General features: G+C 64.8%; 20 protein-coding genes and 1 pseudogene. 7 read left to right on the top strand and 14 right to left on the bottom strand.

Translation table 11 applies throughout. From position 1 onward, the window contains the following. Window positions 1-506 precede the first annotated feature (506 nt). Both JL37_RS01620 and JL37_RS01615 read left to right on the top strand, forming a co-directional pair. Complete coding sequence (locus JL37_RS01620; protein ID WP_043541513.1) at window positions 507-2,483, top strand: EAL domain-containing protein; 1,977 nt, start codon at window positions 507-509, stop codon at window positions 2,481-2,483. Between the two features lie 101 nt (window positions 2,484-2,584). Further along, entirely contained in the window at window positions 2,585-4,045 is a 1,461-nt protein-coding gene (locus JL37_RS01615; RefSeq protein ID WP_052096742.1) for a sensor histidine kinase KdpD, read from the top strand. Here JL37_RS01615 and JL37_RS01610 read toward each other — a convergent pair. From JL37_RS01610 to JL37_RS01600, 3 genes are all read right to left on the bottom strand, one after another. Further along, the gene (locus JL37_RS01610; RefSeq protein WP_043541512.1) at window positions 4,027-4,746 is read right to left on the bottom strand and encodes a response regulator transcription factor; all 720 of its coding nucleotides are present in this window, start codon (window positions 4,744-4,746) and stop codon (window positions 4,027-4,029) included. The genes JL37_RS01615 and JL37_RS01610 overlap by 19 nt on opposite strands. Window positions 4,747-4,942: 196 nt before the next feature. Further along, on the bottom strand, window positions 4,943-6,415 hold the full coding sequence (locus JL37_RS01605; RefSeq protein ID WP_043541511.1) for a YdiU family protein: 1,473 nt from the start codon (window positions 6,413-6,415) through the stop codon (window positions 4,943-4,945). After that, window positions 6,412-6,783: a DUF2069 domain-containing protein gene (locus JL37_RS01600; RefSeq protein WP_043541510.1), complete on the bottom strand. Its 372-nt coding sequence runs from the start codon at window positions 6,781-6,783 to the stop codon at window positions 6,412-6,414. Before JL37_RS01600 ends, JL37_RS01605 begins: the two co-directional genes overlap by 4 nt. A gap of 17 nt (window positions 6,784-6,800) precedes the next feature. On the opposite strand from JL37_RS01600, the gene JL37_RS01595 reads away from it, so the two are divergent. Continuing rightward, window positions 6,801-8,111, top strand: a complete 1,311-nt coding sequence (locus tag JL37_RS01595; RefSeq protein WP_043541509.1) for a YihY family inner membrane protein — start codon at window positions 6,801-6,803, stop codon at window positions 8,109-8,111. A 38-nt stretch (window positions 8,112-8,149) separates the two neighbouring features. Next, window positions 8,150-8,608 carry a CBS domain-containing protein gene (locus JL37_RS01590; protein ID WP_043541508.1) on the top strand — a complete coding sequence of 153 codons (459 nt, stop codon included), beginning with the start codon at window positions 8,150-8,152 and terminating at the stop codon, window positions 8,606-8,608. Between the two features lie 29 nt (window positions 8,609-8,637). On the opposite strand, the gene dusA is transcribed toward JL37_RS01590, so the two are convergent. Next, window positions 8,638-9,654, bottom strand: a complete 1,017-nt coding sequence (gene dusA / locus JL37_RS01585) for a tRNA dihydrouridine(20/20a) synthase DusA (RefSeq protein ID WP_081954944.1) — start codon at window positions 9,652-9,654, stop codon at window positions 8,638-8,640. Window positions 9,655-9,831: 177 nt separating this feature from the next. Between dusA and JL37_RS01580 the strand changes: the two genes are divergently transcribed. Together JL37_RS01580 and JL37_RS30810 are read left to right on the top strand one after the other, a co-directional pair. Beyond that, on the top strand, window positions 9,832-10,800 hold the full coding sequence (locus JL37_RS01580; RefSeq protein WP_043541505.1) for a homoserine kinase: 969 nt from the start codon (window positions 9,832-9,834) through the stop codon (window positions 10,798-10,800). 64 nt (window positions 10,801-10,864) lie between these two features. Continuing rightward, window positions 10,865-11,668 (top strand): BPSS1780 family membrane protein, encoded by an 804-nt coding sequence (locus JL37_RS30810; RefSeq protein WP_043541503.1) that lies wholly within the window; start codon window positions 10,865-10,867, stop codon window positions 11,666-11,668. Window positions 11,669-11,677: 9 nt separating this feature from the next. On the opposite strand, the pseudogene JL37_RS31030 reads toward JL37_RS30810, so the two are convergent. The 10 genes and pseudogenes from JL37_RS31030 to JL37_RS01530 all read right to left on the bottom strand — a co-directional run. Further along, window positions 11,678-11,839: pseudogene (locus JL37_RS31030) on the bottom strand (DUF192 domain-containing protein); the annotation flags it as partial. Window positions 11,840-11,904: 65 nt separating this feature from the next. Beyond that, a complete protein-coding gene (locus JL37_RS01570) occupies window positions 11,905-12,777 on the bottom strand; it encodes a type II secretion system F family protein (protein ID WP_043541502.1) in 873 nt (290 codons plus the stop codon). A 12-nt stretch (window positions 12,778-12,789) separates the two neighbouring features. After that, window positions 12,790-13,635 (bottom strand): type II secretion system F family protein, encoded by an 846-nt coding sequence (locus tag JL37_RS01565; protein ID WP_043541500.1) that lies wholly within the window; start codon window positions 13,633-13,635, stop codon window positions 12,790-12,792. Then, on the bottom strand, window positions 13,632-15,305 hold the full coding sequence (locus JL37_RS01560; protein ID WP_043541499.1) for an ATPase, T2SS/T4P/T4SS family: 1,674 nt from the start codon (window positions 15,303-15,305) through the stop codon (window positions 13,632-13,634). The genes JL37_RS01565 and JL37_RS01560 overlap by 4 nt, the downstream gene beginning before the upstream one ends. Window positions 15,306-15,324: 19 nt before the next feature. Then, complete coding sequence (locus JL37_RS01555; protein WP_043541498.1) at window positions 15,325-16,689, bottom strand: type II and III secretion system protein family protein; 1,365 nt, start codon at window positions 16,687-16,689, stop codon at window positions 15,325-15,327. Further along, the gene (gene cpaB, locus JL37_RS01550) at window positions 16,686-17,546 is read right to left on the bottom strand and encodes a Flp pilus assembly protein CpaB (protein ID WP_043541540.1); all 861 of its coding nucleotides are present in this window, start codon (window positions 17,544-17,546) and stop codon (window positions 16,686-16,688) included. Before cpaB ends, JL37_RS01555 begins: the two co-directional genes overlap by 4 nt. Further along, on the bottom strand, window positions 17,543-18,334 hold the full coding sequence (locus JL37_RS01545; protein ID WP_231570267.1) for a hypothetical protein: 792 nt from the start codon (window positions 18,332-18,334) through the stop codon (window positions 17,543-17,545). The genes cpaB and JL37_RS01545 overlap by 4 nt, the downstream gene beginning before the upstream one ends. After that, the gene (locus JL37_RS01540; protein ID WP_043541497.1) at window positions 18,331-18,933 is read right to left on the bottom strand and encodes a hypothetical protein; all 603 of its coding nucleotides are present in this window, start codon (window positions 18,931-18,933) and stop codon (window positions 18,331-18,333) included. The genes JL37_RS01545 and JL37_RS01540 overlap by 4 nt, the downstream gene beginning before the upstream one ends. Further along, window positions 18,930-20,348 carry a hypothetical protein gene (locus tag JL37_RS01535; RefSeq protein ID WP_043541496.1) on the bottom strand — a complete coding sequence of 473 codons (1,419 nt, stop codon included), beginning with the start codon at window positions 20,346-20,348 and terminating at the stop codon, window positions 18,930-18,932. Before JL37_RS01535 ends, JL37_RS01540 begins: the two co-directional genes overlap by 4 nt. Further along, entirely contained in the window at window positions 20,345-20,611 is a 267-nt protein-coding gene (locus JL37_RS01530) for a hypothetical protein (RefSeq protein WP_052096737.1), read from the bottom strand. Before JL37_RS01530 ends, JL37_RS01535 begins: the two co-directional genes overlap by 4 nt. 2,158 nt (window positions 20,612-22,769) lie before the next feature. On the opposite strand from JL37_RS01530, the gene JL37_RS29665 reads away from it, so the two are divergent. Then, on the top strand, window positions 22,770-24,395 hold the full coding sequence (locus tag JL37_RS29665; RefSeq protein ID WP_081954943.1) for a Hint domain-containing protein: 1,626 nt from the start codon (window positions 22,770-22,772) through the stop codon (window positions 24,393-24,395). Window positions 24,396-25,764 lie beyond the last annotated feature (1,369 nt).

Below are 25,764 nucleotides of genomic sequence, written 5' to 3'. Positions count from 1 at the left end.
ATAAGCCCCCGGCGTTGCGGTTCGGGATGGAACCCAAGGGCTGTAACATTTTTTAAATTATGCATTAGTTTCGCAAAAAAACGCCACACTACAGAGGCAACGCGCCTCTTTTTCCTTGTATTCCTACAGTTCTTCGGGTGCTCGCAAGCGGCAAAGACGGCCATGGATGGCATTCTCCGGCCTCTTGCGGCATGCTTCGTCCTTACTACTACGACAGGCGAACCGGAAAAATTAATACGCCCATCTCGCTGTTCTCGCTTGAAAAGCAACCGGGACCGAAATAATTGCACAGCTTGTCCGATCTCGGCACGGATTTAGTAATATTCTGTACGTTATGTGACATGTAGAATTACAGTACAGGCAGCACGGCTGATGTATTAGTAACGTGTGTCACGTTTCTTATCCAGGTTTTGTCGGACGCTCCTTTGTTCGATGCCCCGTTGACCGGACACCGGGCAGCCCGCGCCCGGGGCGCCGCGCCGGGCAGGAAGGGAACCTTCAAATACATGTCCACTTTCCGCCGGCTACTTTTCTTCACTTCCCTCCTGGTCGGCCTCGTCCTGCTTGGCGCCCAGGCGCTGGGGATGATGGCCGCGCACCGGTACCTGGAAACGCAACTGGCGCAGCGCAGCGAAGAAGGCGCGGCCATGCTTGCCTGGGCCCTGTCGCAGCCATCCGGCGAAGCCCTCGCAAAACAGGCCGCGCTGGCGGATGAGTTTTTCACGCGCGGCCAGTACGCGCTGGTGCGGATCACGGATGCACAAGGAAATCCGGGCCTTGAACGGAAAGCCCGGCCTGAAGACGCGCCGGCCAGGGAGCGCGCTTGGCGCAACGCCTGGCTGGACATGGAAGCGCCCCTTGTATCGCGCCCCTACACGGACGCCGGCGGCGCCTTGCGCGGCACTGTCACGGTCCAGGCGGATTCGCGGCAGGCGCGAAACACGCTCTGGCAAGGCGGCGTGCGACTGCTGGGCCTGGCGCTGGCCGCGGCGCTTCTCTGGATATTGCTCGCCCTGAACCTGATCCGGCGCCTGGAGGCCCACGCCACGCGCGATACCGGCGCAGGCCCGCGCGCGCCGGCGCCGGCCAACGACACGGCTTCGGACGGCGGGCGCCCGGCGGCCGGCGCGGAGCAGGCGCTGGCCGATGCCCAACGCATGGTGGCCGCCACGGTGCAAGAGCAGAACGCGCGTATCGAATCGCTGCAAAGCGAAGTCTACCGGGACCCCGTCACCCGCCTGCCCAACCGCCGGTACTTCGTCGAACAGTTCAGGCAGGCGCTGACGGACAAGGAATCCGAGGCGGGCGGCCATCTCCTGATGTTCCGGCAGCGCGACCTGGCGCAGATCAACCGGCACCTTTCCCGCGCCTTCACCGATCAATGGCTGCGCTCCTCGTCCGACCGGCTGCACAAGCTGGTGGCTGAATTCGGCGGACAGGCCGCCTTCATCGCCCGCCTGAGCGGCTCCGACTTCGCATTGCTGCTGCCCCGCACGTCGGCGCCGCAGGCCGGCCTGCTGGCGGAACGGGTGAGGCGCGAATTGCGCTCGCTGCGCGTGCCGATGGACAAGCATGGCTGGTGCCGCTGGGCGATGGCGATGACCACCTATGCGCCGGGCGACAACATGAGCGAGACCCTCGCGCGCCTGGATCACGCGCTGATGTGCGCCGAAAGCGCGGACGACGATCAGGTCACGCCCGCCAACCGCGCGCCTGACAGCACCCATATCGGCGAATACAGTTGGCACGACGCCCTGGTCACGGCGCTGGAACAGCACCGCTTCTCCTTGGCCGTGCAGCCGCTGCACGATTTGTCCGGCGCCCTGCTGCACCAGGAGGCCAGCCTGACCCTGCACGACACCGCCGACGCCGATCCGGTGCCCGCGTCCATCTTCATGCCGCCCGCGGTCCGGCTCGGGCTTTCCGCGGAATGCGACGTGCAGGCCATCCGGCTGGGGCTGGACTGGCTGTATTCTCGAACGGGCACGCTCGCGGTGCCCATTGCGCTGGCCTCGCTTGCGCAACCCTCGTTCCTGACCCGACTGGAACGCATGCTGGCCGACCGCCCCTCCCTGACCGCCCGCCTCATCATCGAGGTCGACGCGGCGGCGCTCATCGAGCAGGAAGTCGAACTGCACCAGCTTTGCGGCATCGCCACGGCCGCCGGCAGCCGGGTCGGCGTGGCGCGCCTGTCGCAGCAGTTCGGCGCCATGGAACGCCTGCACCAGTTTCCCCTCTCGTACCTGAAACTGAGCGGAGGCTTCATTACCGGCCTGCTGCACAGCCCCGGCAGCAGGCACCTGGCCGCCACGGTGGTTGCTACGGCCACGACGCTGCACATGGCCGTATACGCGGAAGACGTGCCCGATATCGCGACGCAGAATATCCTGGAGGGCCTGGGCGTCCACGCCATACGCGGCGCTGGCGTAAACTTCGCCCAGGCTCACGACCTCGCATCCGAACATCCATGGGTTTCTAGTTGACGGAAGGATCTCTTCTTCGCATCCGCGGGCCTTTTCGCCACAGCGGCGGCGCCCGCCGGGCGCACTCCGGGCGGCAAGCTCTCCTGCCGCAGCTGGGGCTAATGCTGTACGCCCTGCTCTTTCCCGCCGCCGCCCTGGCCTACGCGCCGGGCGCCGCTTATGAAGATATCCACCTGGGCCTGACCGCGGGCGTGGCGATGGCTTGCGCCCTGGTCTGCGCGGTTGCCTGGGCGGCCACCCGCAATGCCATGCACGGCGCGGGCCTGGCGTTCATGCTGATCGAAGGCCTGTTCCGCGCCACGCCCTCTTTACTGCCGCCCGGCGCGCTGCAAGCAGGCTCCTACGCCGCCCTGCTCGCCCTGACCGTCCCGTTCCTGTCGGTTCCGCCCGCCAGCTCCAGGCTGGCGACGGCCTGTCGCTGGGCCAGCGGCTCGCTGGCGGTCGTCATGGCGCTGGCCCTGATCTTCGCCTACGAGCCGGGCAATGGCATGATCCCCACCGCCATCGCGGGCGCCTGCGCCGCCGCCAGCGTTTTCCTGGCCGGCTGGCTCCTGTCGCGCGCCGCGCGCAAGGCGCCCGGGAACGCATCAACGCTGACCCTGGCTCTCGCGTATTGTGTTTCGGCATGGATGCTGGCGCACGATGCCTTGGGGCCCTCCAGCGGCGCGGGCACCGCGTTCGAACTCGCGCGGCTGCTGCTGGTATCGAGCGCCCTGTTGCTTCAGGCCATCAACAGGCCGTCGCTTCCCCAACCCTTGGCGAGCCGCGGCCATCACGCGCCCGCCGACGCGGAGCACCTCGCCCAAGGCGAACTGCGGCTGGCCGAACTGGCGGGCGCGCTCGATACGCAACGCCAGATGAACGCGCTGATCTCGCATGAGCTGCGGGCGCCGCTCGCCACCGTCAGCGCGGCGGCCCAATCGCTGGACATGATTCTCTCCGACGGCAGCGAGGCGGTGGGCAGCCGCCTGGCGCGCATCCACCGTTCGGTCGCCCGCATGACCGAACTCATGGATCAGCTGCTGAACCAGGACAGGCTGGGCGAACAGGCCTGGATGCCGCGCGGCGAGCAAACGGACATGGCGGAACTGGCGCGGGACGTTGTGGCCTCGATGCAGCCGGACACCGCCCATGCCCTGATCCTGCAGGCCGATGGCCCCCTGCCCGTGCATTGCGACCGCCCCCTGACCAGCGTGGTGGTGCGCAACCTGATCCACAACGCCATCAAGTATTCGCCGGCCAACCAGCCAGTCCGCATCGAGACGGGCCAGGGCCGCGACGGCGACAGCCCGATGGCCTGGGTCGCCGTCACCGACCGCGGCCCGGGCATCGGGGAAGAAGAACAGACCAGGATCTTCGAACCGCATTTCCGGCGCGCCGCGCACCGCGAGACACAGGGAATGGGGATAGGCCTCTACCTGGCCCGGCGCATCTGCCAGAACCAGGGCGGTTCGCTGACGATGCAAAGCGAAGTCGGCGTAGGCACGCGCTTTGTCGTCACACTACCGTCTAACGCGCCGGCGGCAGACGGCCCGCAATCGGATCAAGCGGCAAACACGTAACCCTGGCCGCGCACCGACAGCACCGGCAGCTTGAGGCCGGCGCTTTGCGCCTTGGCGCGCAGGCGGCTGACCAGCACGTCGATCCGGCGCAATTCAAAACCGCCCGGGCTGTCGGGCAGGAACAATTCCGCCAGGACTTGCCGGCTGACCGCGCTTCCGGCCGCGTCCATCAGCGCAACCAGGAAAGTGCGCTCCTGGGCGCTGAGATGCAGCGACGCCCCATCCGGCGCGACCAGTATCCAGCCGCCATCCTGCAGGGACCACGAACTGTCCGCCGACGCTCGCGTTTCCGCGTCCGCGGGCCGCGGCGCCTTGGCCAGGCGCATCCGCCGGGCCAGGCTACGGATGACCGAACTGAGTTCCAGCAGGTCCACGGGCTTGGTCATGTAGACGTCGGCGCCGCCCTCCAGGCCGCGCACCCGGTCTTCCAGGGCGCTGCGGCCCGTCAGCATGACGATCCCGACCGGGCTCAAGGCGCGCAGCCGGGTTGCCACGGAAAAACCATCTTCGCCGGGAAGATGAGCGTCAAGAATGACGATATCGCAGGGCTGCTCCTGCAACCGGCGATAAAACGCCGCCGCATTATCACAGGCAAATGCCACCCGAAAACCGTAGCCACCCAAGCCTAACGCCAATTCCTCCCGGAAGTCGGCGTCATCCTCAAGCAGACCGATACACAGCAAACCATCTGCGCCAGCCATATTTAGAGTGCTTTATATTCAAGAGTATCGACAAATGCCCCGCGGACGCTTGGCCCCCGGGGTGTCCCGTTGGCGACAATCTTACGACTTTTACAATGGAAACGAATGATTGCAGTGAAAAAAACTGCGATATTCCTTTGCTAAACCGTCATTTTCGCGTAAATCGCCGAAAAATTGCTTTTGGATTGATGCGATATTAAGAAGAGCAGCTGACCTCGATGCTGCCCGCCCAGTCGGGCGGTAATCCGGCATACCGCTCATGGCCCGGCTGCTCCACGTACGGATTGCGCAGCAGTTTCAAGAGCGTATCGATTTCGCTGGCGTCGCCCGCTTTTGCCGCGCGTATCGCCTCTTCCGCCAGGTGATTGCGCAACACATACAGAGGATTGACGCCGTTCATGGCCTCGGCCACCTCGGGCTCGGGCCGCCCGTCCTGCGCGTGGCGCGCCAGCAACCGGTCCAGCCAGGCCGCGGCCGCCGGGCGGTCGATGAACAAATCCTCGAACACGCTGCGCTGCCCCGACACCGCATCGGCCAGCCGCCTCCAGGCCAGGGTGAAATCGGCCTGGTTGGCGTCCATCAGCTTGAGCATATCGTCCAGTAGCGGTTCGTCATCCGGGCCCCAGGCGGCCAGCCCCAGTTTGGCGGCCATCCGCTCATGGAAAGCGCGCGTGAACACGGGCTCGTATTCGTCCAGCACGGCTCGCAGGCCGTCGACGTCCGGCACCAGCGCATGCAGGCTGCCGCCCAGGCGGTACAGGTTCCACAGGGCCACCGACGGCTGGCGGTTCCATGAATACCGCCCTTCCGTATCGGAATGGTTGCAGACATGTCCCAGGCGGAAGCCGTCCATGAAGCCGTAGGGGCCGTAGTCCAGCGTCAGGCCCAGGATGGACATATTGTCCGTATTCATCACGCCATGGCAGAACCCCACCGCCTGCCAGTCCGCCATCAACCGGGCCGTGCGGCGCGTGACCGCGCGCAGCAGGTTCAGAATGGACGCGGCGTCGTCCTGGGCCTCGCGGCATTCAGGGTAATAGCGGTCGATGACGTAGTCCGCGAGGATCCTGAGCTGATCGGGCTGGCGGCGCGACGACCAGTGCTCGAACGAGCCGAAGCGCACGAAACTGGGCGACATGCGGGTCACGATGGCGGCCGTCTCGACGGTCTCCCGCATGACCGGATCGTCGGAAACCACCAGCGCCAAAGCGCGTGTCGTGGGCACGCCCAGCCCATGCATGGCTTCGCTGGCCAGGTATTCGCGCACGGACGAGCGCAATACCGCGCGGCCGTCGCCCATGCGCGAATATGGCGTCATGCCGGAACCCTTGAGCTGCAATTCCCAGGGGCCTTCCGGCCCTTCGACCTCGCCCAGCAAATGGGCGCGCCCGTCTCCCAGCTGACCGGCCCAGACGCCGAACTGGTGACCGCTGTAGACCGCCGCCAGCGTGTCGCCGCCGGGCAGCGGCCGGGCGCCGGAAAACACGCTCAGGAACTCCGGCGTGTCCAGGACGGCAGGATCCAGGCCGATCAGGCGCGCGGCGTCGGCATTGGCGCGGAGCAGGCGCGGATTATTGAGGGGCTGGGGCGCCAGCCGGGTATGGAACGCCGCGGGCAGGCCGGCAAAGGAATTGACGGCGCGGAGGTCAGATAGCGAATGGGCGCTCATGCGCGTTGTCTCCTGGCGGCACGCTTGGCGGGCCGCACATAGAAAATGGCGCTCAGGAAGAAGACCGTCGACAACAGAATCTCCCCCCAAGCCATCCCCACGGACAGCGGGGCCGGGTCGGACATGGCGCGCACGGCCCCTTCCATCAGGTACAGCAGCGACAGCATGGACGCCCATTGATAGGTATAGATATTGCCGCGCACGATTCCGCGCAACGGGAACGCAAGCGGCAAGGCCTTCAGCAACATCCAGGAACCGCCGGGCCGCACCGGCGCCACCACGGTCTCCCAGGTGACGCAAAGCACAATCAGGGCAAACAGCGAAACCGAGGCCAGCAGGCGCAAGCGGGGGTTGAGTTCAGGGTTCATGCTGCTATTATCGCCTGATGAATAGCCCCGCCGAGCCCGCCGCCGCGCCGGCGGCCACCGAGCCCTCGACATCGCGCTCTTCATGGGGCGCGAGGGTCGGACGCGTCGTCCGCTTCACGGCCGAGCGCGCCGGTGAAGAAAAACTGCTTCAGGTCGCCTCCAGCCTCACTTTCACGACCGTGCTGGCCATCGTGCCCATGCTGGCCGTGGTGCTGTCCCTGTTCACCGCTTTTCCGGTGTTCCAGGAATTCCGCGTGGCGCTCGAGGATTTCCTGACCAACAGCCTGATGCCCCCGTCCGTCTCGGACAACATCATGAACTACCTGAACCAGTTCGCGCGCCAGGCCTCGCGCCTGACGGCGATCGGCGGCGCGTTCCTGCTGGTCACCTCGCTGTTGCTGATCATGACGATCGACAAGGCATTCAACGACATCTGGCACGTGTCGCGCCAGCGACCGCTGCGGCAGCGCGCGCTCGTGTACTGGGCGCTCATCACGCTCGGGCCGGTCGTGGCCGGCGCCAGCCTGTGGGCCACCTCGTTCGTGGCGCGCGAGTCGCTGGGGCTGGTGCGGGACGTGCCCGAAATCGTCAGCGTCGCCATTTCGTTCATCCCGCTCGTACTGACCGCGCTGGGATTTGCCGCGCTGTTCGTCGTGGTCCCAAACCGCGAGGTCCTGTGGCGCGACGCGCTGATCGGGGGCTGCGTGACGGCCATCGTGCTGGAAATCATGAAGTCGGCATTCGCCTATTACCTGACGCGATTCCCCACCTACACCGTCATTTACGGCACCTTCGCCACCCTGCCGATCTTCCTGCTCTGGATCTACCTGTCGTGGCTGGCCGTGCTGCTGGGCGCCACGCTGGCCTCCAGCGCGCCGCTGATCCGCCTGGGCCGCTGGGAAATCAACCGCTACCCCGGCGCGCCCTTCGTCGACGCCCTGGATGCCCTGCGCGCCTTGCGCAAGGCCCAAGCCGCCAACCCTCCAGGATTGCCCGCCAATATCCTGGCCTCGCAATTGCGGCTGCACCAGGACGAGCTGAACGAAGTGCTGGAAACGCTGAGCGGCATGGGCTTGGCGACGCGCACGCCCGAAGAGAACTGGGTGCTTACCTGCGACGCCCGGCAAACCTCGATGGCGCCCGTCGTGGACCATTTCCTGCTGGATCGGACGCAGTCCCGGGTCCGTAACGATCCGGAAATACTGCGGGTCGCCTCGGCCGTGATTTCCCAGCAAAATACGCCCACGCTGGAAGAAGTCTGCGGAGAAGCGCAAAATACTGAAAATGGAATCGCTCCCATATTGCAATTGGAAGCGAACAAGAAATAGTAAATAGCATTCGGGCGTAGTCCGCCCAGGAGGAACCGATGTTGAAGGTCAGCGAGATTTTGCGCGTCAAGGGCGATACGCTCTATACGGCGTCGCCCGACATGCCTGTGTCCCAGGCCGTGCAAACGATGAGCGAGCAGGATATCGGCTCGCTCGTGATCATGGAATTCGGCACGTTGACCGGCATGCTCACCTTCCGCGAGATCATCCGGCACATGCATGCGCATGGCGGCGCAGGCGAAACCACGATCCGCTCCATCATGGACGACGCGCCGGTCAGCGTGTCGCCCAACACCAGCGCCGAGGAAGTGCAGCGCCTGATGCTCGAAAAGCACGCGCGCTACATCCCGGTCATGGACGGCCCCACGTTGATGGGCGTGATTTCGTTCTACGACATGGCCCAGGCCATCGTGGCGGCCCAGCAATTCGAGAACAACATGCTGAAGGCCTACATCCGCGACTGGCCGACCGAAAGCGCCGAACCGGCCAAGCCCTGACCTGGCCCGCTAGCGGCGTCCGCCGCAGCTCACGCCCCCGCCGGCGCCGCCTCACAGGCGGCGCCGCGCACGTCAGGCGCATGCCGCTGGCTGCGCCAGGCGTCGTAGATGAGTTCCGGCCGATTCGCGGCCAGCAAGGCCGGATCGGACAGCATCCGGCGCCAGCGGCGCGCGCCCGTCTGCCCGTTCACCAGGCCCAGCATGGGCCGCGTCATCACCCGCAACGGCACGCCCCGCGCCACTTGGCGCGCGGCGTATTCGGTCATGGCGTCCACGACCTGGGCATCGCTGGGCAGCCGCAAGGACGGCCACAGCTGCAAGGAAATCTCGGACAGCACGCGCGGCGTGTGCCACGCGGCGCGGCCCAGCATCACGCCATCGAAATCGCCTGCGGCGCGCACCGATTGCTCCGCGTCGGCCAGCCCGCCGTTCAGCACGAAGGTGCAATCCGGAAAATCACGCTTGAGCTGCCGAACCACGTCGTAGCGCAGGGGCGGGATTTCGCGGTTGTCCTTGGGCGTGAGGCCCTTGAGCACCGCATTGCGGGCGTGGGCAATGAATATCCGGCATCCCGTGTCGTAGATCTTGCCCACGAAATCCCGGACAAATTCGTAGGACTCGTCATAATCCAGCCCCAGCCGGTGCTTGACCGTGACCGGGATGTCCACGGCGTCCTGCATGGCTTTCATGCAATCGGCGACCAGAGCGGGCTCGGCCATCAAGCAGGCGCCGAAGGCTCCCTTCTGCACCCGTTCCGAGGGGCAGCCGCAATTCAGGTTGATCTCGTCGTAGCCCCATTGCCGCCCCAACCGCGCCGATTGGGCCAGCGCGTCGGGCTCGCTGCCGCCCAGCTGCAACGCCACGGGGTGCTCGGCCTCGTCGAAGTCCAGGTGACGCTCGACATTGCCGTACAGCAGCGCGCCAGTGGTGATCATTTCCGTGTACAGGCGCGCGCGCGGCGCCAGCAGCCGGTGGAAATAGCGGCAGTGGCGGTCGGTCACATCAATCATCGGGGCGACGCACAGCCGCCAATCGGGGGAGTCCAAGAATCACTCTACAAAACAAGGGGATGCGGTATTTTACGGTGCTTGGCGGGATTATGCCCGGCGCCGGGTTCCGTCCGCCCTCCGAACGGCGGACAGGCCCGCCCGCCATGTGGTCTAAAATTGCGCCGCCGCACAGGCATGTCCAAGCGTCCGTTAACCTCTAACCCCCGCATATCAATGGCCGTATTCACTCCCGTATCCGACGACGACGCACGCGCCCTCCTGGCGCATTTCGACCTGGGCGAGTTCATCTCGCTGCGGGGGATTACGGCGGGTATCGAGAACACCAATTATTTCCTGTATACGACCCGCGGCGAATATGTGCTGACGCTGTTCGAGGTCCTGACGCACGCCCAGTTGCCGTTCTATATCGAACTGATGTACCACCTGGCCGAACGCGGCATTCCGGTTCCGCGCCCCCAGACCCTGCGGGACGGCACGCGCCTGACGACCCTGCACGGCAAGCCTTGCGCCATCGTCTCGCGCCTGCCCGGGGGCTACGAGCCCGCCCCCGGTCCCGCGCATTGCGCCCTGGCGGGCGCCACGCTGGCCCGCGCCCACCTGGCCGCCCAGGACTTCCCGCTGCGCCAGCCCAACCTGCGCGGGCTGCCGTGGTGGCTGGAAACGGCGCCCAAGGTCATGCCCTTCCTGGAACCCGGCCAGGCCCAGCTGCTGAGCTCCGAGCTGGCCGCCCAGGAAGCGGCCGCAGCAACGCCGGCCTGGCAGGCGCTGCAGACCGGCCCGGCCCACTGCGACCTCTTCCGCGACAACGTGCTGTTCGCCGGAACCTTCGAGGACCCGCTCATGGGCGGCATCATCGACTTCTATTTCGCCGGTTGCGACACCTGGCTGTTCGACGTGGCGGTCAGCGTCAATGACTGGTGCATCGAGCGGGACACGGGCGAATTCGTCCCCGAATTGGTGGAATCCTGGCTGGGCGCCTATGCCGCCGAGCGGCCCTTCACCAATGCCGAGCGCGAAGTCTGGCCCCTGATGCTGCGCGCGGCCGCGTTGCGGTTCTGGATATCGCGCCTGTATGACTTTTTCCTGCCTCGGCCCGCCCAGACCCTCAAGCCGCACGACCCGCGGCATTTTGAAAGAGTGTTGCGAGCGCGCCACCGCGCGGGCCTGCCCATGTTGCCGTAACCGTCGTGCCCCCCATAATGGCGTATAGCGTCCCTTTTTGAGAGATTCCCCCTTCTAGAGAGCCATGCAAGCAGCATTCCTACCCGCGGCATCCGGCTGGCAATGGGTCCGAGACGGCTTCCGTCTGTTCCGCAAGCAACCCCTGGCCATGTTCACCTGGGCCATGGCCATCAGCCTACTTGTCATCTTCGCCACCGCGACGCCGCCTGTCGGGCCGATCCTGGTCGTGGCGCTGATGCCCATCATCACCCTGATGACACTGTCCGCATGCAAGCATGTCGAGGCAGACCGCATCATGCTGCCCTCGATGTGGGCCAAACCGCTCAAGCAGCCCGGCGTCTTCAGGAAGCTGTTCCTGATGGGGCTGCTGTATGCCGCGCTGTGCATGGTGGCCGGCCTCGTAATCTTCCTGCCCTTCACCGATGCGATGGTCGAGGGAATGCGCATCGCCTCCGTCGAAAAGACCATGGCGCCCATCCTGTCGGCGATGGCGGTTCCCCTCACACTGTTCGCCATCGTCTATGTGGTGATCGCGGCGCTCTTCTGGCATGCGCCGGTGCTGGTGGCCTGGCACGGACTGCGCCTGGTCCAGGCGCTGTTCTTCTCCGGCATCGCCTGCTGGCGCAACAAATTGCCCTTCCTGGTCTATGGCGCCACCTGGGTCCTGGTGTTCCTGTTCATCGACCTCTGCGCCGGCCTGCTGGTCGCCATCGGCCTGTCTCCGCAGTTCGCGGGCACGCTGCAGATACCGTTCAATATCGCCGCGGGCGGCGTGCTGTATTGCAGCTTCTATCCCGCCTATACCTCCGTATTCGGCATCGAGAACGCCAGCGCGCATCTCGACGACGGCGGCGGCGCCCAGGCATAAGGCCACTCGCCAGGGCGCCAGCGCCCTGCGCACCCCCACCACCCGCCCGGCCGGCGACACGAAGGCCACGTCGATGGCGTGGCGCATGCCGAAGGTGTGCACGCCCGCGCACGGCACCAGCAGGATGCCGCAACGCGGTCCCGGCGCCGGCCTGCCCAGCAAACCTCGCATCCGACCCGGCCAGCGCGATACCTTCAACAGCCTGAAGCGCCCCCGCGGCAAGGGCGTCCGGCCGCTCATTGCACACTCTGCAGCAACTGCACCGCGATCGGAAAGGCCAGCACGATGAACGTGCACGGGAAAATGCAGCCGATCAGGGGCAGCAGCATTTTCACCGGCGCCTGCATCGCCAATTGTTCCGCGCGCACATGGCGATCGCTGCGGCACTGGGCGGCCTGCGCCCTCAGCACCGGCCCCAGGCTGATCCCCAAGGCCTCGGCCTGCGCCACGGCGGCGGCCCAGTTGCGCGCGAGCGGGCTGTTGCTGCGATCCGCCAGGGCCTTGATCGCCGCGCTGCGGGAAACGCCCGCCCGCATTTCGGCCAGGGCGTCCGCCAGCGCATCACGCAGCACGCCGGGCGGCCCGCTTTGGGCCGCCAGCTGCAGAGCGCCCTGGACGCTCAGCCCCGCCTCCACGCATAGCGTCATCATGTCGAACACGAACGGCAGGTCGCGCTCGATGGCGCGGCGCCGCTGCCGGCCAAGATCTCGCAGCCAGAGCCCCGGCGCGGAGGCGGCCATCAGCGCGGCCACCGCCGACCACGCTCCCCACTCCCAGGGCCGCGCCTGCGTCAGGGCAATGGCGCCGGCCGCCGTCACTCCGGCCGCCGCCACGGCCGCGCTCCAGCCCAGCGCCGCCAGATGCGCGTAACCGATGCCGGCAGGCAGCGATGCCTGTTCGATCGCACGGGTCAGGCGCAGCCGCCAGCGCCAGGAGCACAAGGGCCCCGCCAGCGGCGCCACGGCCGATACCCATGGCCAGGCCGCGCGCCACCACCAAGGCAGCGTCGCGGAGGCGTCCTGCTTTTCCAGCAGCAGCGGCTGCAGGATCACCCATGCCAGCCAGCTCGCGCCCAGCCCCGCGGCCAACACCCCCAGGTACAGCCACATCGCGTTATCCCCTCAGATGTCGATCCGGATGATGCGGCGGATCAGCAGCACTCCGGCAATCTCCAGCACTGCCACGACCGCCAGCACGGCCCACCCCAGCGGCGTGCTCCACAGCAAGCCCATGATCTCCGGCTCCAGGCGATTCAGCACGGCAAGCAGGAAAAGGGGCAGCGCCCCCACGATCCAGGCCTGCAATCGGCCCTGGGACGTCAAGGCAAGCAGCTTGGCTTGCAATTGCAGCCTGGCTCTCAAGGTATGGGCGATGCTTTCGAGCGCCTCGGCCAGGTTGCCGCCCGTCTGCGCGGCGATGCGCATGGCCGCCACCACCAGCGCGGTCGAGTCGGCGGGCATGCGGCCTTGCAGGTTTTCCAGCGCGTTGTCCCAGGGCACGCCCATGCGCTGCTCACGCAGCATCAGCCCGAACTCCTGGGCCAACGGCGCGCCGCTCTGTTCGACGACGTGGCGCAGGCCCGTGGCCAGCGCCACGCCTGCGCGCAACGCGGACGCCAGCATCAACAAGGCCATAGGCAACTGCTGCTCGAAGCGGCGCGCGCGCCTGCGCCGCAGCGCATCGACGACTGCGCGTGGCGCGCGCGACGCCAGCGCCGCGCCCAGGGCGGCCGCAACGCCGCTGCCCGTAATGGAAAAGACCAGCGCGGCGGCCAAGCCCGCGCATGCTACGGCGCCCGCCCAGAGTTGCGCGGGGTCTATGAACAGGAACACTTCGCTCAGCCGCAGGCCGGCTTCCTGGGTGTAGACCTCCCGGTAGCGCCGCAACGCGGGCGCGAACCACGCCTGCGCTCGCCAGGCCAGCACCACCGCGCAAACCATCGCGCCGCCGGCGGCCAGCCAGATCACGGCAGCCCCTGCGCGAACACCGATGCGCCGGCCTCCCGGCCCGCCGCGCCTGAGAACCAGGCCGCGTCTAAGGCCACGCCGCTTTCGGCCCATTCCCTGGCGAAACCAGGCAAGGCGCCGCATCCCGCGAAGCCGTGGTGACGGTCGTACCGGAACAGGTCTTGCAGCAGGATGCGCCCGCTTTCCATGCCGGCGACTTCGGCGACCGACGTCACCACGCGCTGCCCGTCCGCCAGCCTTGCCTGCTGTATGACGAGGTCGACGCTGGCGGCGATGTGTTCGCGCACGGCCGGCAGCGGCAGGTCCAGGCCGGCCATCAGTATCATCGATTCCAGCCGCCCCAGGGCGTCACGCGGGGAGTTCGCATGAAGAGTCGTCAATGAGCCTTCGTGCCCGGTGTTCATGGCGGTCAGCATGTCGAACGCCTCCGGCCCGCGGCATTCGCCCACCACGATGCGGTCGGGCCGCATCCGCAGCGCGTTGCGCACGAGTTCGCGGATATCGATGCGCCCGCGGCCCTCCTGATTGGCGGGCCGGGCTTCCAGCGCGACCAGATGATCGTGGTTCAGGCACAGCTCCGCGGCATCTTCGATGGTGACGACCCGTTCGCCGTCCGGGATTTCGTTGGAGAGGATGTTCAGCAGCGTCGTCTTGCCGGAGCCTGTGCCGCCCGAGACCACGAGGTTCTTGCGCATCTTGACGCACAACGCCAGGAACTGCGCCATGGCGCCGCTCAAGGACCCCGCCGCGATCAGGTCGGGCATGCGGGGACGCTGCCGCGGAAATTTGCGTATGGTCAGGCTGGCCCCCTTCATCGCAACGGGCGGGATGATGGCGTGGACCCGAGAGCCATCCGAAAGCCGGGCATCGACCATCGGCGAGCTCTCGTCGATGCGCCGCCCCAAGGGCGTCACGATGCGTTCGATCGCCCACCGCACCGATTGCTCGCTGGTGAATGCCGCCAGGTGGCGCCACAGCCGGCCGCCACGCTCCACATAAATCTCGTCGTAGCGGTTGACCATAATCTCGGTGATATCGCTCGCGGCGAGCAGCGGTTCCAGGGGGCCCAGGCCGACCGCCTCGTCCAGCACCTCGCGGCACAGCGCCGCCCGGTCCGCGCCAGGGGGAAGGTCCGCGTCCGCAGCAACGATCTGCGTCAGCAGGCGTTCGGCCTCCGCACGCAGCATGCCATCGCTCATGCCGGCCACGTCACGCCGGCGCAAATCCAGCGCGTCGAGCAGCGCGGCATGCAGGCGCCGACGTTCCTGCAGTTGGTGCTGCGGAGGCCGGGCCATCGGAGGCACGGGCGAAGGCTCAGGAACGGCATCGGCCCGCGCTTGCCCGATGGCCCCTGGGCTGGAGGCCGCACCGCCGCCCTCGGGCTCGCCTGGGTTCGCCAACGACAGCGACACGCGCAACCGGCATGGTCCGATCAGGATGTCGTCGCCGGGCAGCACGGGAGCGTGGCGCACTACCCGGGCTCCGTTGACCATGGTGCCGGCCAGCGTGCCCAGGTCTTCCAGGACGATATCGGCATCCTCGAGGAGCAGGCGGGCGTGCTGCCGCCCTACCCGCCAGTTCGCGATGCGCAGCCCGCAATGCGCGCCCCTGCCGATCAACAATGGCGCGGCGGCTTCGAGCCTCTTCACGGCCGCATCCTCGAATGTCATTTCTATGGCGAGCACAGCTTTACTCCTTATACGGGACATGGCCGTCTGGCTCCAGCGAAACCCATTGAGAGCCCGCGCCCGAATACGGATCCCACCCGCTGCCGGCGGCAGGCGCCGCGGTGCCGAGTCGGGGCGGTTCGGGAAAGGCGGCATCCAGCGCGTCGCGGCCCCGCCGCACCCGGTCCGCCATGGCGGGCTCCCCCTGCGAAATGATCTTGGGCGTGACGAATATCGCCAACTCGGTTTCGCGCAACTGGTAGCGGCGCGATGAGAACAATGCGCCCAGGATGGGAACGTCCTGCAGCCAGGGCAGGCCGTTGACCTCGCTGGCGCGCTCGCGCGACAGGAACCCGCCGATGACCAGCGTATTGCCGGATCGGACGTTGAATTCGGTGGACGCTCGGCGCGTGCGCAGCGCGGGCCCGCCTGCCACACTCAAGGAGGTGTCGACAGAGCTGGCCTCCACTTCGATCAAGGACCGGATGACGCCATTGCGATCGATGCGGGGAGTGATCCTGAGCGACACCCCGTACGGCTTGAACATCGTGGTGGGATTGCCGCGGGAATCGGTCGACGCATAGGGCACTTCCCCGCCAGCCAGAAAGGTCGCGCTGGCGCCGCTGCGCGCGAGCAGCTGGGGCTGGGCGAGCATGACGGCCTCGCCGCTCTGGGCCAGCGCGGCAATGCGGGCCGACAGCAAGGCATTGACGCCGAAATAACCGGCTGCCGCTGTGACTGGCCTCGCGGTTTCGATCACGGCTTCGCCTGGACGGTTCAGGCGCCCGAGGGACCCTCCGTCCCACGCCAGGCCTGCGTTGATGCCACCCTGGCTCACTCCGTCCCAGCGCACGCCCATCTCCTTCAGCCTGGACGTGGGGATTTCGACCACCTGCACGTCCAGCAACACCATGCGGTCCCACCCCACCTGCCCGGTGAAATCCAACACGGCGGGATAGCGCTCGGCCAGGGCGGCGATCCGCGAACGGTCATCATCGGAAAGATCATCGCCTTCGATCAGGATCCGCCCGCCCACCTCGGAACTGCGCGCGCCCGGGATACGGGCAAGCAAGTCGCGAACCTCGGCCCGCAGCCGCGGCGCGCCAGCCGCGACGACGCGCAGCTCGTAAGCCTTGGCCCGGCCCGCCCCTGTCCAGACATGCATCGACGACACGCCCTCCGCGCGCGCGAAGACCACGACATCGCGCCCTTCCGCCGCCACCGCTCCAAGCACCTGGCCATTGCCAATGGCCACGCGCCGAACGCCGGGATGCGACAGGATCCGCGTTTCGCCCACCTGCAACTCGAGCATTTCGGGCGCCGCCTGCGCAGCCGCGCAGACCAGGCTCAGGGCCAGGCCGGCCAGCACTGCAAGAACGCGGATCATGGCCGCCCCCCTTGAATGCCCGCAAGGGCGGAACCTGCAGCGTCCTGCAAGAAATCGTCGGCGTGCCCGTCCAGCCGGTCCCCGTAGAGAATGGCCACGCCCGGCGCGGCCTTGGGCTCGGGATCCAGCCCGATCAGCGATGCAAGATCGCTTTGGGCCACGCGCCCCACTGCCTCCGCATCGTCACGGTGACGCAGCAGCGCCGTCAGCGCGCCCGCCTGGCGCGCCGCGACGAAACGCATTGCCTCATCGGGACTGGCGGCCAGCGTCACGTTGCCGCCCGCCCTGCCGTCATCGCTCTCGGCCTCACCGCCCACGGCCAATACGCGCATGCCTTGCAGCACTGGCACGGTCAATTCCCGCTGCCGATGCGAAAAGCTGACGTAAATGTCGATCGCGTCACCGGCGCGCAGCATGTCCCCCGACCCGCCCAGATCGGCTGCGGAAACGGTCAGCGCCCGCTGCCCGGCCTTCAGCCGTGACGCCAGGGCCGGAACCGGCGCGCTGAACGTCAGGTGGGCACGGAGCACGGGTTCGCCATTGGCGACGCCAGCCTGCAGGGTTGCGCCAAGGACCTCGGCCAGGTCCAGCGGATCGATGCTGGTCCGGGATGCCCATTGTTCGGGAATCTCGCGCACGGCCAGATGCGTTTCGTCCAGCTGAGTGCCCGCAGGCAAGTCATAGGCCGCAACCAGACGGCGGACCTGGGGCACTAGCGCCTGGGCCTCGATCACCTGGATCCGTTGCTGCACATGCTCGCGCACTGCCCACGCCGATACCAGCCCGGCGCCCAGCGCCAGTGCGTACACGCCAGTTCTGCGCAGCCGCTGCGCGGCCATGATGATCCGCCCCTTCATGGCGCCCACCCTCGGACCAGAAGCCCGCTGCCGCCATCCAGCGGCACCAGGGAAATCCGCAAGCGGGCCGTGCCCTTGGTCCACCATTGCGGCTCGCCTGCAGCCAGCGGGCGCAGCCAGCCATCCCGCCTCAGGCCCGACTCCAGCCGTGGAGCCACGCTTGCGGGCGCCGTGTCATACTGCCAGATGCGATCGGTGACCTTGACTCCTTGGTCCAGCACCCCGACATCCAGCCTCAGCCGGGCGCCTGCGGGCAGCCACGCGGGCTCGGGCCGCACGGGTATCGTCCGGAGATTGAGCGTGGAGATGCTGCCGACCGTGCGGCGCGGCCCCGCGCCTTCCATCTGGACGACCCACTGCTCATGGCCGATCTGCCCCGACAGGATCGCCTGGCCAGGCAGCACGTTCAGGTCCGCCAGCGCGGGCTGCTGGCCCGACAGAAAGCGGATCAGTTCCGAAGCGCTCAGCGGAGCGTCGAACGCCAGTACCTGCGCCGGCATGCCATGCAGCCATATTTGATCCGCCAGCAGCTCGTGCCGGGATCCGGCGGGAAAGCGCAGCGCCGTCAAGGAAACCGGCCTGGCAACGGCCTGCGCCGGCCGGGCGAAGCCATTGGAGGCGGCCGCAAATTCCGAGGCCGACGCCATCTTCGGCCAGACGCAGGCCGTGCCTGCCAGCAAGCCCGCCAGCAACAGCCGCGCCGCCTGCACCATCTGGGCGGTCGCAACGCGCAGCAGGAACGGCGGCTCGCCGACCGAATTGCCGATGAAGAAAACACACACATTCATTTGTTCCGCTCCCCGCGCCTGCCCAGCCGATCCGGCGGCACCACGTCCGCCCAGGCCGACAGCCAATCCAGCGACAACCGCGCCCGCCGCCAGGGGCTTTCCATGCGATCGATGAGGTGCTTCAGGCGCCGGGCCTGGGCCAGGGAATCGCTTTCCGCGCGCCGCCAGGAATCCGGCGCCCGGCCGATGCGGCGCTGCGCATCGGCATCCCCGTGCGCATGGCCCGTTCCGCTTGCCACGTGCGTCCGGCGGGATATCCGCGGCGCCTCGGGCCCGCCCTGCCGGGCCTCTACCGATAGCAGCTGCAAGCCCCCATCGAACCAGGCATCCTGCAGGGCGGCCATGCGCGCCGGCGCAACGCCGGCCAGCGGCCTGGCCGTGCCCGACAGGCCCGGGCGCGCCGCCGCGGCCAGGTCTTTCAGCGGCTGCCCCAGAGCCGCGGCCATCGCGGCCTTGCGGCTGGCCTGCGCCAATTCCTGGGCCGAGAATTGCAACCCGCCGATACGCGAAACGGCCCATGCCAGCACGGCCAGCAAGGGCAGCATCAACAGCGCCTCGACCACGGCTTGGCCATGCTGCCGCGATAAAGAACCGTTCATGGCCCCTCCTTTGCCAAAGCGGCCTCTTGCGGAGTGACCGCGGACAAACGTGCTTGCCAATATGGCCGGAACAGCGTTGCAAGCTCGCTGCGCCCATCGGACCGGCGCTCGGGCCGGACGAAGTAGGTCTCGGCGGCCGAGGACACCGTAACGCCACCCGAGCGGCCCAGCGCCGCATAGGCGAACCGGCCGACTGGCGCTGCGACCGAACTATCGGCGTCCGTGGTCTTCAAGGCCGTCCCGGCCAGCCGGACCCCGATGGCGAAACGAAGGGGAGCTCGATGCCGAGCAAGGGCGATCTCGCGATAGGCGGGCAAGCCCCTGGCGGCCCACCGCTGCGCGCCTGCCATGGCGTAGGAGTTGGCCATGGGGTTGGTCGCACCGCTGAAAATGTCCCAGGACGTGGACAGTTCTACCCAGCGCCAGAAGTCCTGATTCGAGAAGTCGAGGGGCGGCTCGTCCACGTAGTCCAGCCCTTCCGGAGCCTTGCTTTTCTCGGCCTGCGCCGTTCCCCAGCCCATGGCGTACTCGCGGTAGTAGCACCCGACCCAGCGGTTGGACCGCAGCGCATGGAATGACTGCGTGTCCAGCGCGCCCCAGCGCCCGTCGGGGCCGAGCCATGTGAACCCGCGGCGGCGCAGCTCATGCCGGTGCAAGGGACAGCGCGTGCTGACCACCCAGGGATTGCGGCGGGTGTAGCTGCGGCTATCCAGGAAACCATAGCGCCCCACAGCCAGCTCGACGGCCGGCCGCAGGCCCGCTTGGCGTGTGGCGAAGCTGCGCTCGACATAGCCTGGCCAAGCATCCGACAGCAGGCGCAGCGTTGGACCTTGCCGCAGCGCACCAGCCCCGGCGCCCCCCGTGGCCTTGTCGGGAAGATTGGCGGACAGCACCTTGCGCATGATGCGCTCACGGGATCTGCCGAGTTCCCTGACGGCGGAGGCCGCCGCCACCTCCAGCACCTGGTGGACGATGCGATCGTGTTGCCCGAACGCTGCGGCCAGCCGCTGTTCTGCATCGGGCGCCGCCCGCGCCGCCTGATAAGCGAGCCCCGCATCCGGGCCGAACAGCATGGCGATCAGGCCTGCGGGCGGATTGCCGCGGTTGCGCTGCCCCTGCATCGTGCGGGCATACTGGGCGGACGCCGCCAGCGTGACGAGGTGGGCCATCGCCACCTGATGGGCGATCTGCGTGCGGTTGGCATAAGCCAGCGCATTGAGCGTGCGGGCCTGTTCGAGCGCGCCACTGTAGGCAGCGGCGTCGGCGGCATGCGTGAGGCGCAGGCGCGACTCCGCGGTTTGGCCCAGGTTGTAGAGAACGACCAGGGACACGGTGGCGGCCATGACCACCAGCACGCCCAGCACCAGCGCCTGGCCTTGCTGATGGCCGGACGGCGCGCATGTGCGGCTCGTCACTTCGCGTCCGCGGCGTTGCCGGTAAAGGACTTGAGCGAACGCGCCTTGGTTTGCGCGGCGGCCTTTTTCGCAGCCTGCTGCGCGGCGCGCGCCTCCGTGCCGCCATCTTCCCCCGCAAGCTCGCGCGCCATGGCGGCCGTCTGCGACCGGACCACCTGGCCGAAATACTGATACACCGCAATGGCCGCCACGGCGACCAAGGCCACGACAACGATATATTCCGTCATCCCTTGGCCCAACTGACGTTTCCGCAACCCCGACATGTCCGCTCTCCGACACAGTGAAAACAGGCTTCAGTGTCGATTTCGGAGCCTGGGTGCGGCAATTCGCGGATACCGAGGCGGGCAAAATTGTCGCCGTCTCATTGACGGGCCGTGGCGTGCTGCCTGGGCATTTGGAAGGGAGACCTGGCCAGGCCTTTGGGAATCTTGTAACCCTTTAATATTCAAGGGTTTTCCCTATTGCTCGGCCCACAGGCCAGCAGTAGATTGGAGTTGCCGGGCTGTCTGACACCCATCGCGTGCGAAGCCGGGCAGGAGCGCCTCAGACTCACCATGAGCTGGGGCGCTCTTCCATTTCTGCTTCGGGAAAGATGCGTCGTCCATTTGTCCTGGCATCAAATACAAACCGGCCGATTCCTTTGCACGCGCTCGCTACGCATAAAGGTTCCACTCCATAGACTTGGGCCACAGCGGTACCTGATCGGTTTGTGCAAACGGCGCAAATGAAGCAGGCAACAAGAATGCTGAGCCTCGCCAAGCTGAAGCATTCGCCTTCATACACCCAGTCAACGCAATTGAATTCTCGAGTCGGTCATGGTTCAGCGGTGGCTACCGGAAAAGACACTCACCACTTGCGGATGAAACAAGAGTCCGATAGGATTAATGCGTCCCTCATTTTAAATCGGCCGTTTTCTCTATTGAGCTTGGGTATGAAAGGCGACGCTGTCACGATCTTGCCTAATGGGGCATCTCCATGGAACTAATAATTCCAAGCCTTCGACGTAAATCCTTCCAGCTTCAGGGCTGCTGAGCTATCGCAGCCTGCACGCCCCGCCTCTACGTAGATCTGCACACGATATATGCAAAGAGCAAGCGCCCGATCCTCGCCTTTTTGGGATTTGCGAACGGACGAATTGCTTTTTCATCCCTCTTGATGCGCAGCCGCTACTCGCCCTTCCGCGTTCCAAGGATCGGTTCGCATTTCTCTCCGTGGACAACAGAACTCGGAAATGGGCCTCTTCGCAACGTTCAGCATGACAGGAACCGCCGTGACAATTGCGTTATGTGACGCCTGCTATAGCTTGGCATCAGGCATGGCAGGAACGCCTCCCCACGACAATCTCAGGTACCAGGGGTTTACTCCACATGGTTCTGGCGCCCCTGCAGATCGCGCACCGGTCGAACGCGTCAACCACTATCGATGCGTCGAGTGCGGCACTAGGTGGCTACACAAAATTGATCGATGGGGAGTCGAGGAAGGATTTCGCCTCGCAGTGTGAGCCCCCCAGGATCGAAAACAACCTTTCTGCCTGACTCTCCATATATGCTTGTCCAACACCGCAAATCGCGGTGATAGACACGGCCTTCTGCCTCGCCCCCTCCCCCCGTGACGGATAGACCGCGCTTCGGCCGCCACTCTCCCTCACATGCCCAGCGTTCCGCAGTTCGATGCGCTTGGCTGCGCGCCATTTACGTATCGGGCCCCGACCAATTTCTCTCACTTGCGCGTGACCATACCCCATGGCCGGCTTTCACTTGACCTGAAAATCTCGCGAATTACATGGCGGCAATTTCCACGCAGCAATTCACCCGTAAACCCATAAAAACAAAGATATTTATCTCTCGAATTCGCTAAAAAAAAATATTCAAGCGACAAATGGGAATTTACAAGAATATTTTGTAACTCCAATAGAAATCGGTCCGCCGCGCCGCAGCATTCTTTTTATCGTTATATTTCGTTATAAAACAAAGCTGCAATAATTAGAAATATTACGATTTATTTTGGCCGGATAGTCTTTTTTTGTAAATTATTCTGGCCATTTAGCATTGTTATGACTTTTTATTTACATTTAGTATCTTTAAATTTTGCCCGATCGTGAATTTTGAAACTGTTTGGAAAAATTATTGCAGAATATATTAGGATTTTTTTTCATAAGGGTTATCCCTATAAATCCGTAATTGAGCTTCATCAATAATTGCCTCGAGTAACTGCGGTTTATCGACAGTTACTTGAGCCCTCGTTTCTGGGCGCCTGCCATCCGCGCAACTTTCCACATGGGAGAAAGTCAATGCCGCCCGTCTGCTACTAGCACCCCGTCACTAGCTACTGTTACGTAGCACCTCCCTTTCGTGCCCCAAAAAAATCCAAGCGTTTCTACGCCTGGAGGGGGACTTTTACGCAAAAAATTCTAGGAAAATCATGGCCCTTAATATTTCTGTCGGAGCGAACTCCACTGAAACCATTAACTCGGCAAATGCGCCCACTGACGACATAGTTAATGCCCAGCTTTTGGGAAATAGCGACTTGATAATCGACGGCGTAGATATTTCGCTGAATGCCACGATTGGCGCCGGGGTCTTGCAATCCAACACCGTCAGCGCGGTAAACGGAGCAAACGTGGTTGTCACAGGCGTAGCAGGCGTGACTGCAGCCAATGCCATTACCTACAACATCGGTGCCGACTCATCCCTCCAATACGGAGGGGAATTGTTGGATGTCTCCTTGCTGGAAAACACGAAGATCAACTTCGATGCGAACGGCACCGGCACGCTGAAAGTCATCATGCCGACGGTTGACCTCAACCTTTCCAGCTTTCCGACGATATCCGGATTGAAGAACGGCGACCAACTGATTGTCGAGAAAGACAATCTCATCGGCGCGAACACCGTGGGCAATAACGTTGTGTTCAACGAAGCCACCGGCGTGCTGCAGGTTCAGTATGTAACGAGCGGCCCCATCCCCATCACCACGAATCTTGCATCGTTCCAGATCACTGACTACCCTCCCGGAGCGACTTTCAGCATCGACGCTGCCGGCAACGTCACGTTCGCCTGCTACCTTCGCGGCACGCGGATTGCCACGGTCGATGGCGAAAAGCTCGTGGAAGATATCCAGGCTGGCGATCGCGTAATTACGGCCCGAGGCGGCGTTGCCACAGTGAAGTGGGTTGGCCATCGCAAGCTGAACAGCAGCCGCATCAAGGCTTCTGACGCAATTCGTGCCTACCCCGTTCGTTTCGCTGCCGGCTCGCTGGCGCTCAATGTGCCCAAGCGCGATCTGTATGTTTCGCCGGGCCACCATATGTACTTCGACGGCAAGCTGGTGCCAGCGATGTTGCTGGTCAATGGCCAGACCGTTACGCAGGAATTCGACCGTACCTCCTTCGAATACTTCCACATCGAACTCGATCACTTTGACATTCTGATTGCCGAAGGAGCCGCAGCCGAGTCATACGTCGATACGGGCAATCGCAACATGTTTGAAAACGCCACAAGCGTTGCAATGAATCCCGATTTCGGCCCAGCCGATGGCCGCCCGCAGATCGAAGGCATTGAAGTCGTGCGTTCCGGGCCTGTCGTCGAGGCGCTGCGCAAGTCCATCCTCCAACGTGCAGAAAAGCTCACCGGCGCCCGCCGGGTAACCGAGACAGGTCTGCATCTTCAACTCGGCGGCCGCACGATCCATTCGGCCAGCCAGACGAACGAAGGGCCGGTCCGTTTCGAGTTGCCAACGCCGGTGCTCGACGACGTGATCATCGCATCACGTTCGGCAGTCGTGCGTGATACGACCACGCATGCCCGGCGCGACCTCCGCACCGTCGGCGTTGGGGTGTCGAGAATCGTGGTGGAAACGTCTTCTGGCCGCCATGACATCGATCTGCAGCATCCCGCGCTGGAGGGCCTGCACGAACAGCAAGACGTTCATGGCGTAAGCATGCGCTGGACTGGCGGTGCTGCTCGTATCCCCGCGGCCTTGCTCGAAGGCGCAATCGCGATCGAACTGCACGTCCTGCGAACCTACACCTACTGGCAAAAGGCAGCCTAAGCGACGATCACGCTCAATGTTCCTCGGCGTAGGCCGTGGCGCATTGAGCGTGTCTTAGCCATCCGTCGGCTGGAGATAACTTGTATGCAGCGCCCAGAACCCTTTCATTCCGTGAACGGATACACGAGCGTCACAAAAGAAGCGCCTCTCGAAGTCGGGTTATGCGACCCTTGCCACGTATTGGCCAGTTGCCGCCCCAGGACCGAACCTCACGCGACACTCCAATTTCTAGACTCTGCCGCCGCGCACAGCAATCCCATACTGGCACGCGAAGCCGGCGGACGCATTGACAAGTACCGCTGCATGGTTTGCGGAACCAAGTGGCATCACAGAGTCGATCGGCACGACGTTGGCCGCGGCTTTCGATTGGCCCCCGGGTAAGCGTTAAGGTGTGCCCCGTATGCCCATTGGAGCGTCGCGAATCAGCGCTTTGCTCGAAAGTCATTGGGTCAAAACGCAAAAATTTATCATTTGCGCCGAACGGAGCCATCCGGGACTCTAGGCAAGGGTCATATTTGTGGGTGAACCGATACCATCTGGCACCGGTTCACCCATTATGGATCGTGTAGACGACAAGAAAATAATCGAAACGCTCCGCTTAGTGCCCTATTTCCGGCTCATGCAGGCGATACGCTCGATAGAATCCTCAATGCTTGGCAGGAAAATCCTCCGGCCACCGCATCGGACGGGGTTGGTCTTGCTTAGACTTCCCGTCGGGCGCATGTTCTTCCTGCGAGCGATCCGGCTTAACCGGTTTGCCCGAGTCGTTGTGCTTACCGTCGGACGAGGGGCGGGTTTCACTCATGGCAGGCCTCCCATGCACGCGCGAAGGTAGGATATGCGCGTTTGTATCCTATGCTCTCATGAATCCACCCTTCTCTATAGAGCATTTGCGACTAGTCCTCTTGGATGAGCAGGCCGAACCCGCCAGAACGCAATCACGCCGCTGCGCACCCAAAACCCAGTCAGCTAATGCTTGGGAGAAAAATCACCGGGCCAGCGCCTCGTCTCTTCCCTGCCCTGCGTACTGGTATTGCGCATACAACCTCCTCGCCGTCGTGGCGAAAGCCGATAGCCCGGGAACCGGGACGAACTGAGTATTCAAGCGTTTTACGGCATCCTGCTGCTCAGAATTAAGAGGCTCATCCGAGCGCGTGAGGCTGAACCTCTTGGCAAACAAAAGCCCGCAAAAAGCGGGCTCATTGAGTCGAGGGAATTAATGCTTAAGCGGGAAATCGCCTGGCCATCTCATACGATCATCGTTCCTCAATATAGAATAATTATCATTCTTTTCTAGGTGGCAAAATTCCCACGAAATAAGCGGCTTATTAGGCCGACGAAATAATTCGACCCGTCCTTGCTCCCGTCC

The organism is Achromobacter sp. RTa, from assembly GCF_000757485.1.
GTDB lineage: Bacteria > Pseudomonadota > Gammaproteobacteria > Burkholderiales > Burkholderiaceae_B > Achromobacter.
Note: the sequence above shows the minus strand (reverse complement) of the source record. Positions and strands in the feature narration are given on the sequence as shown.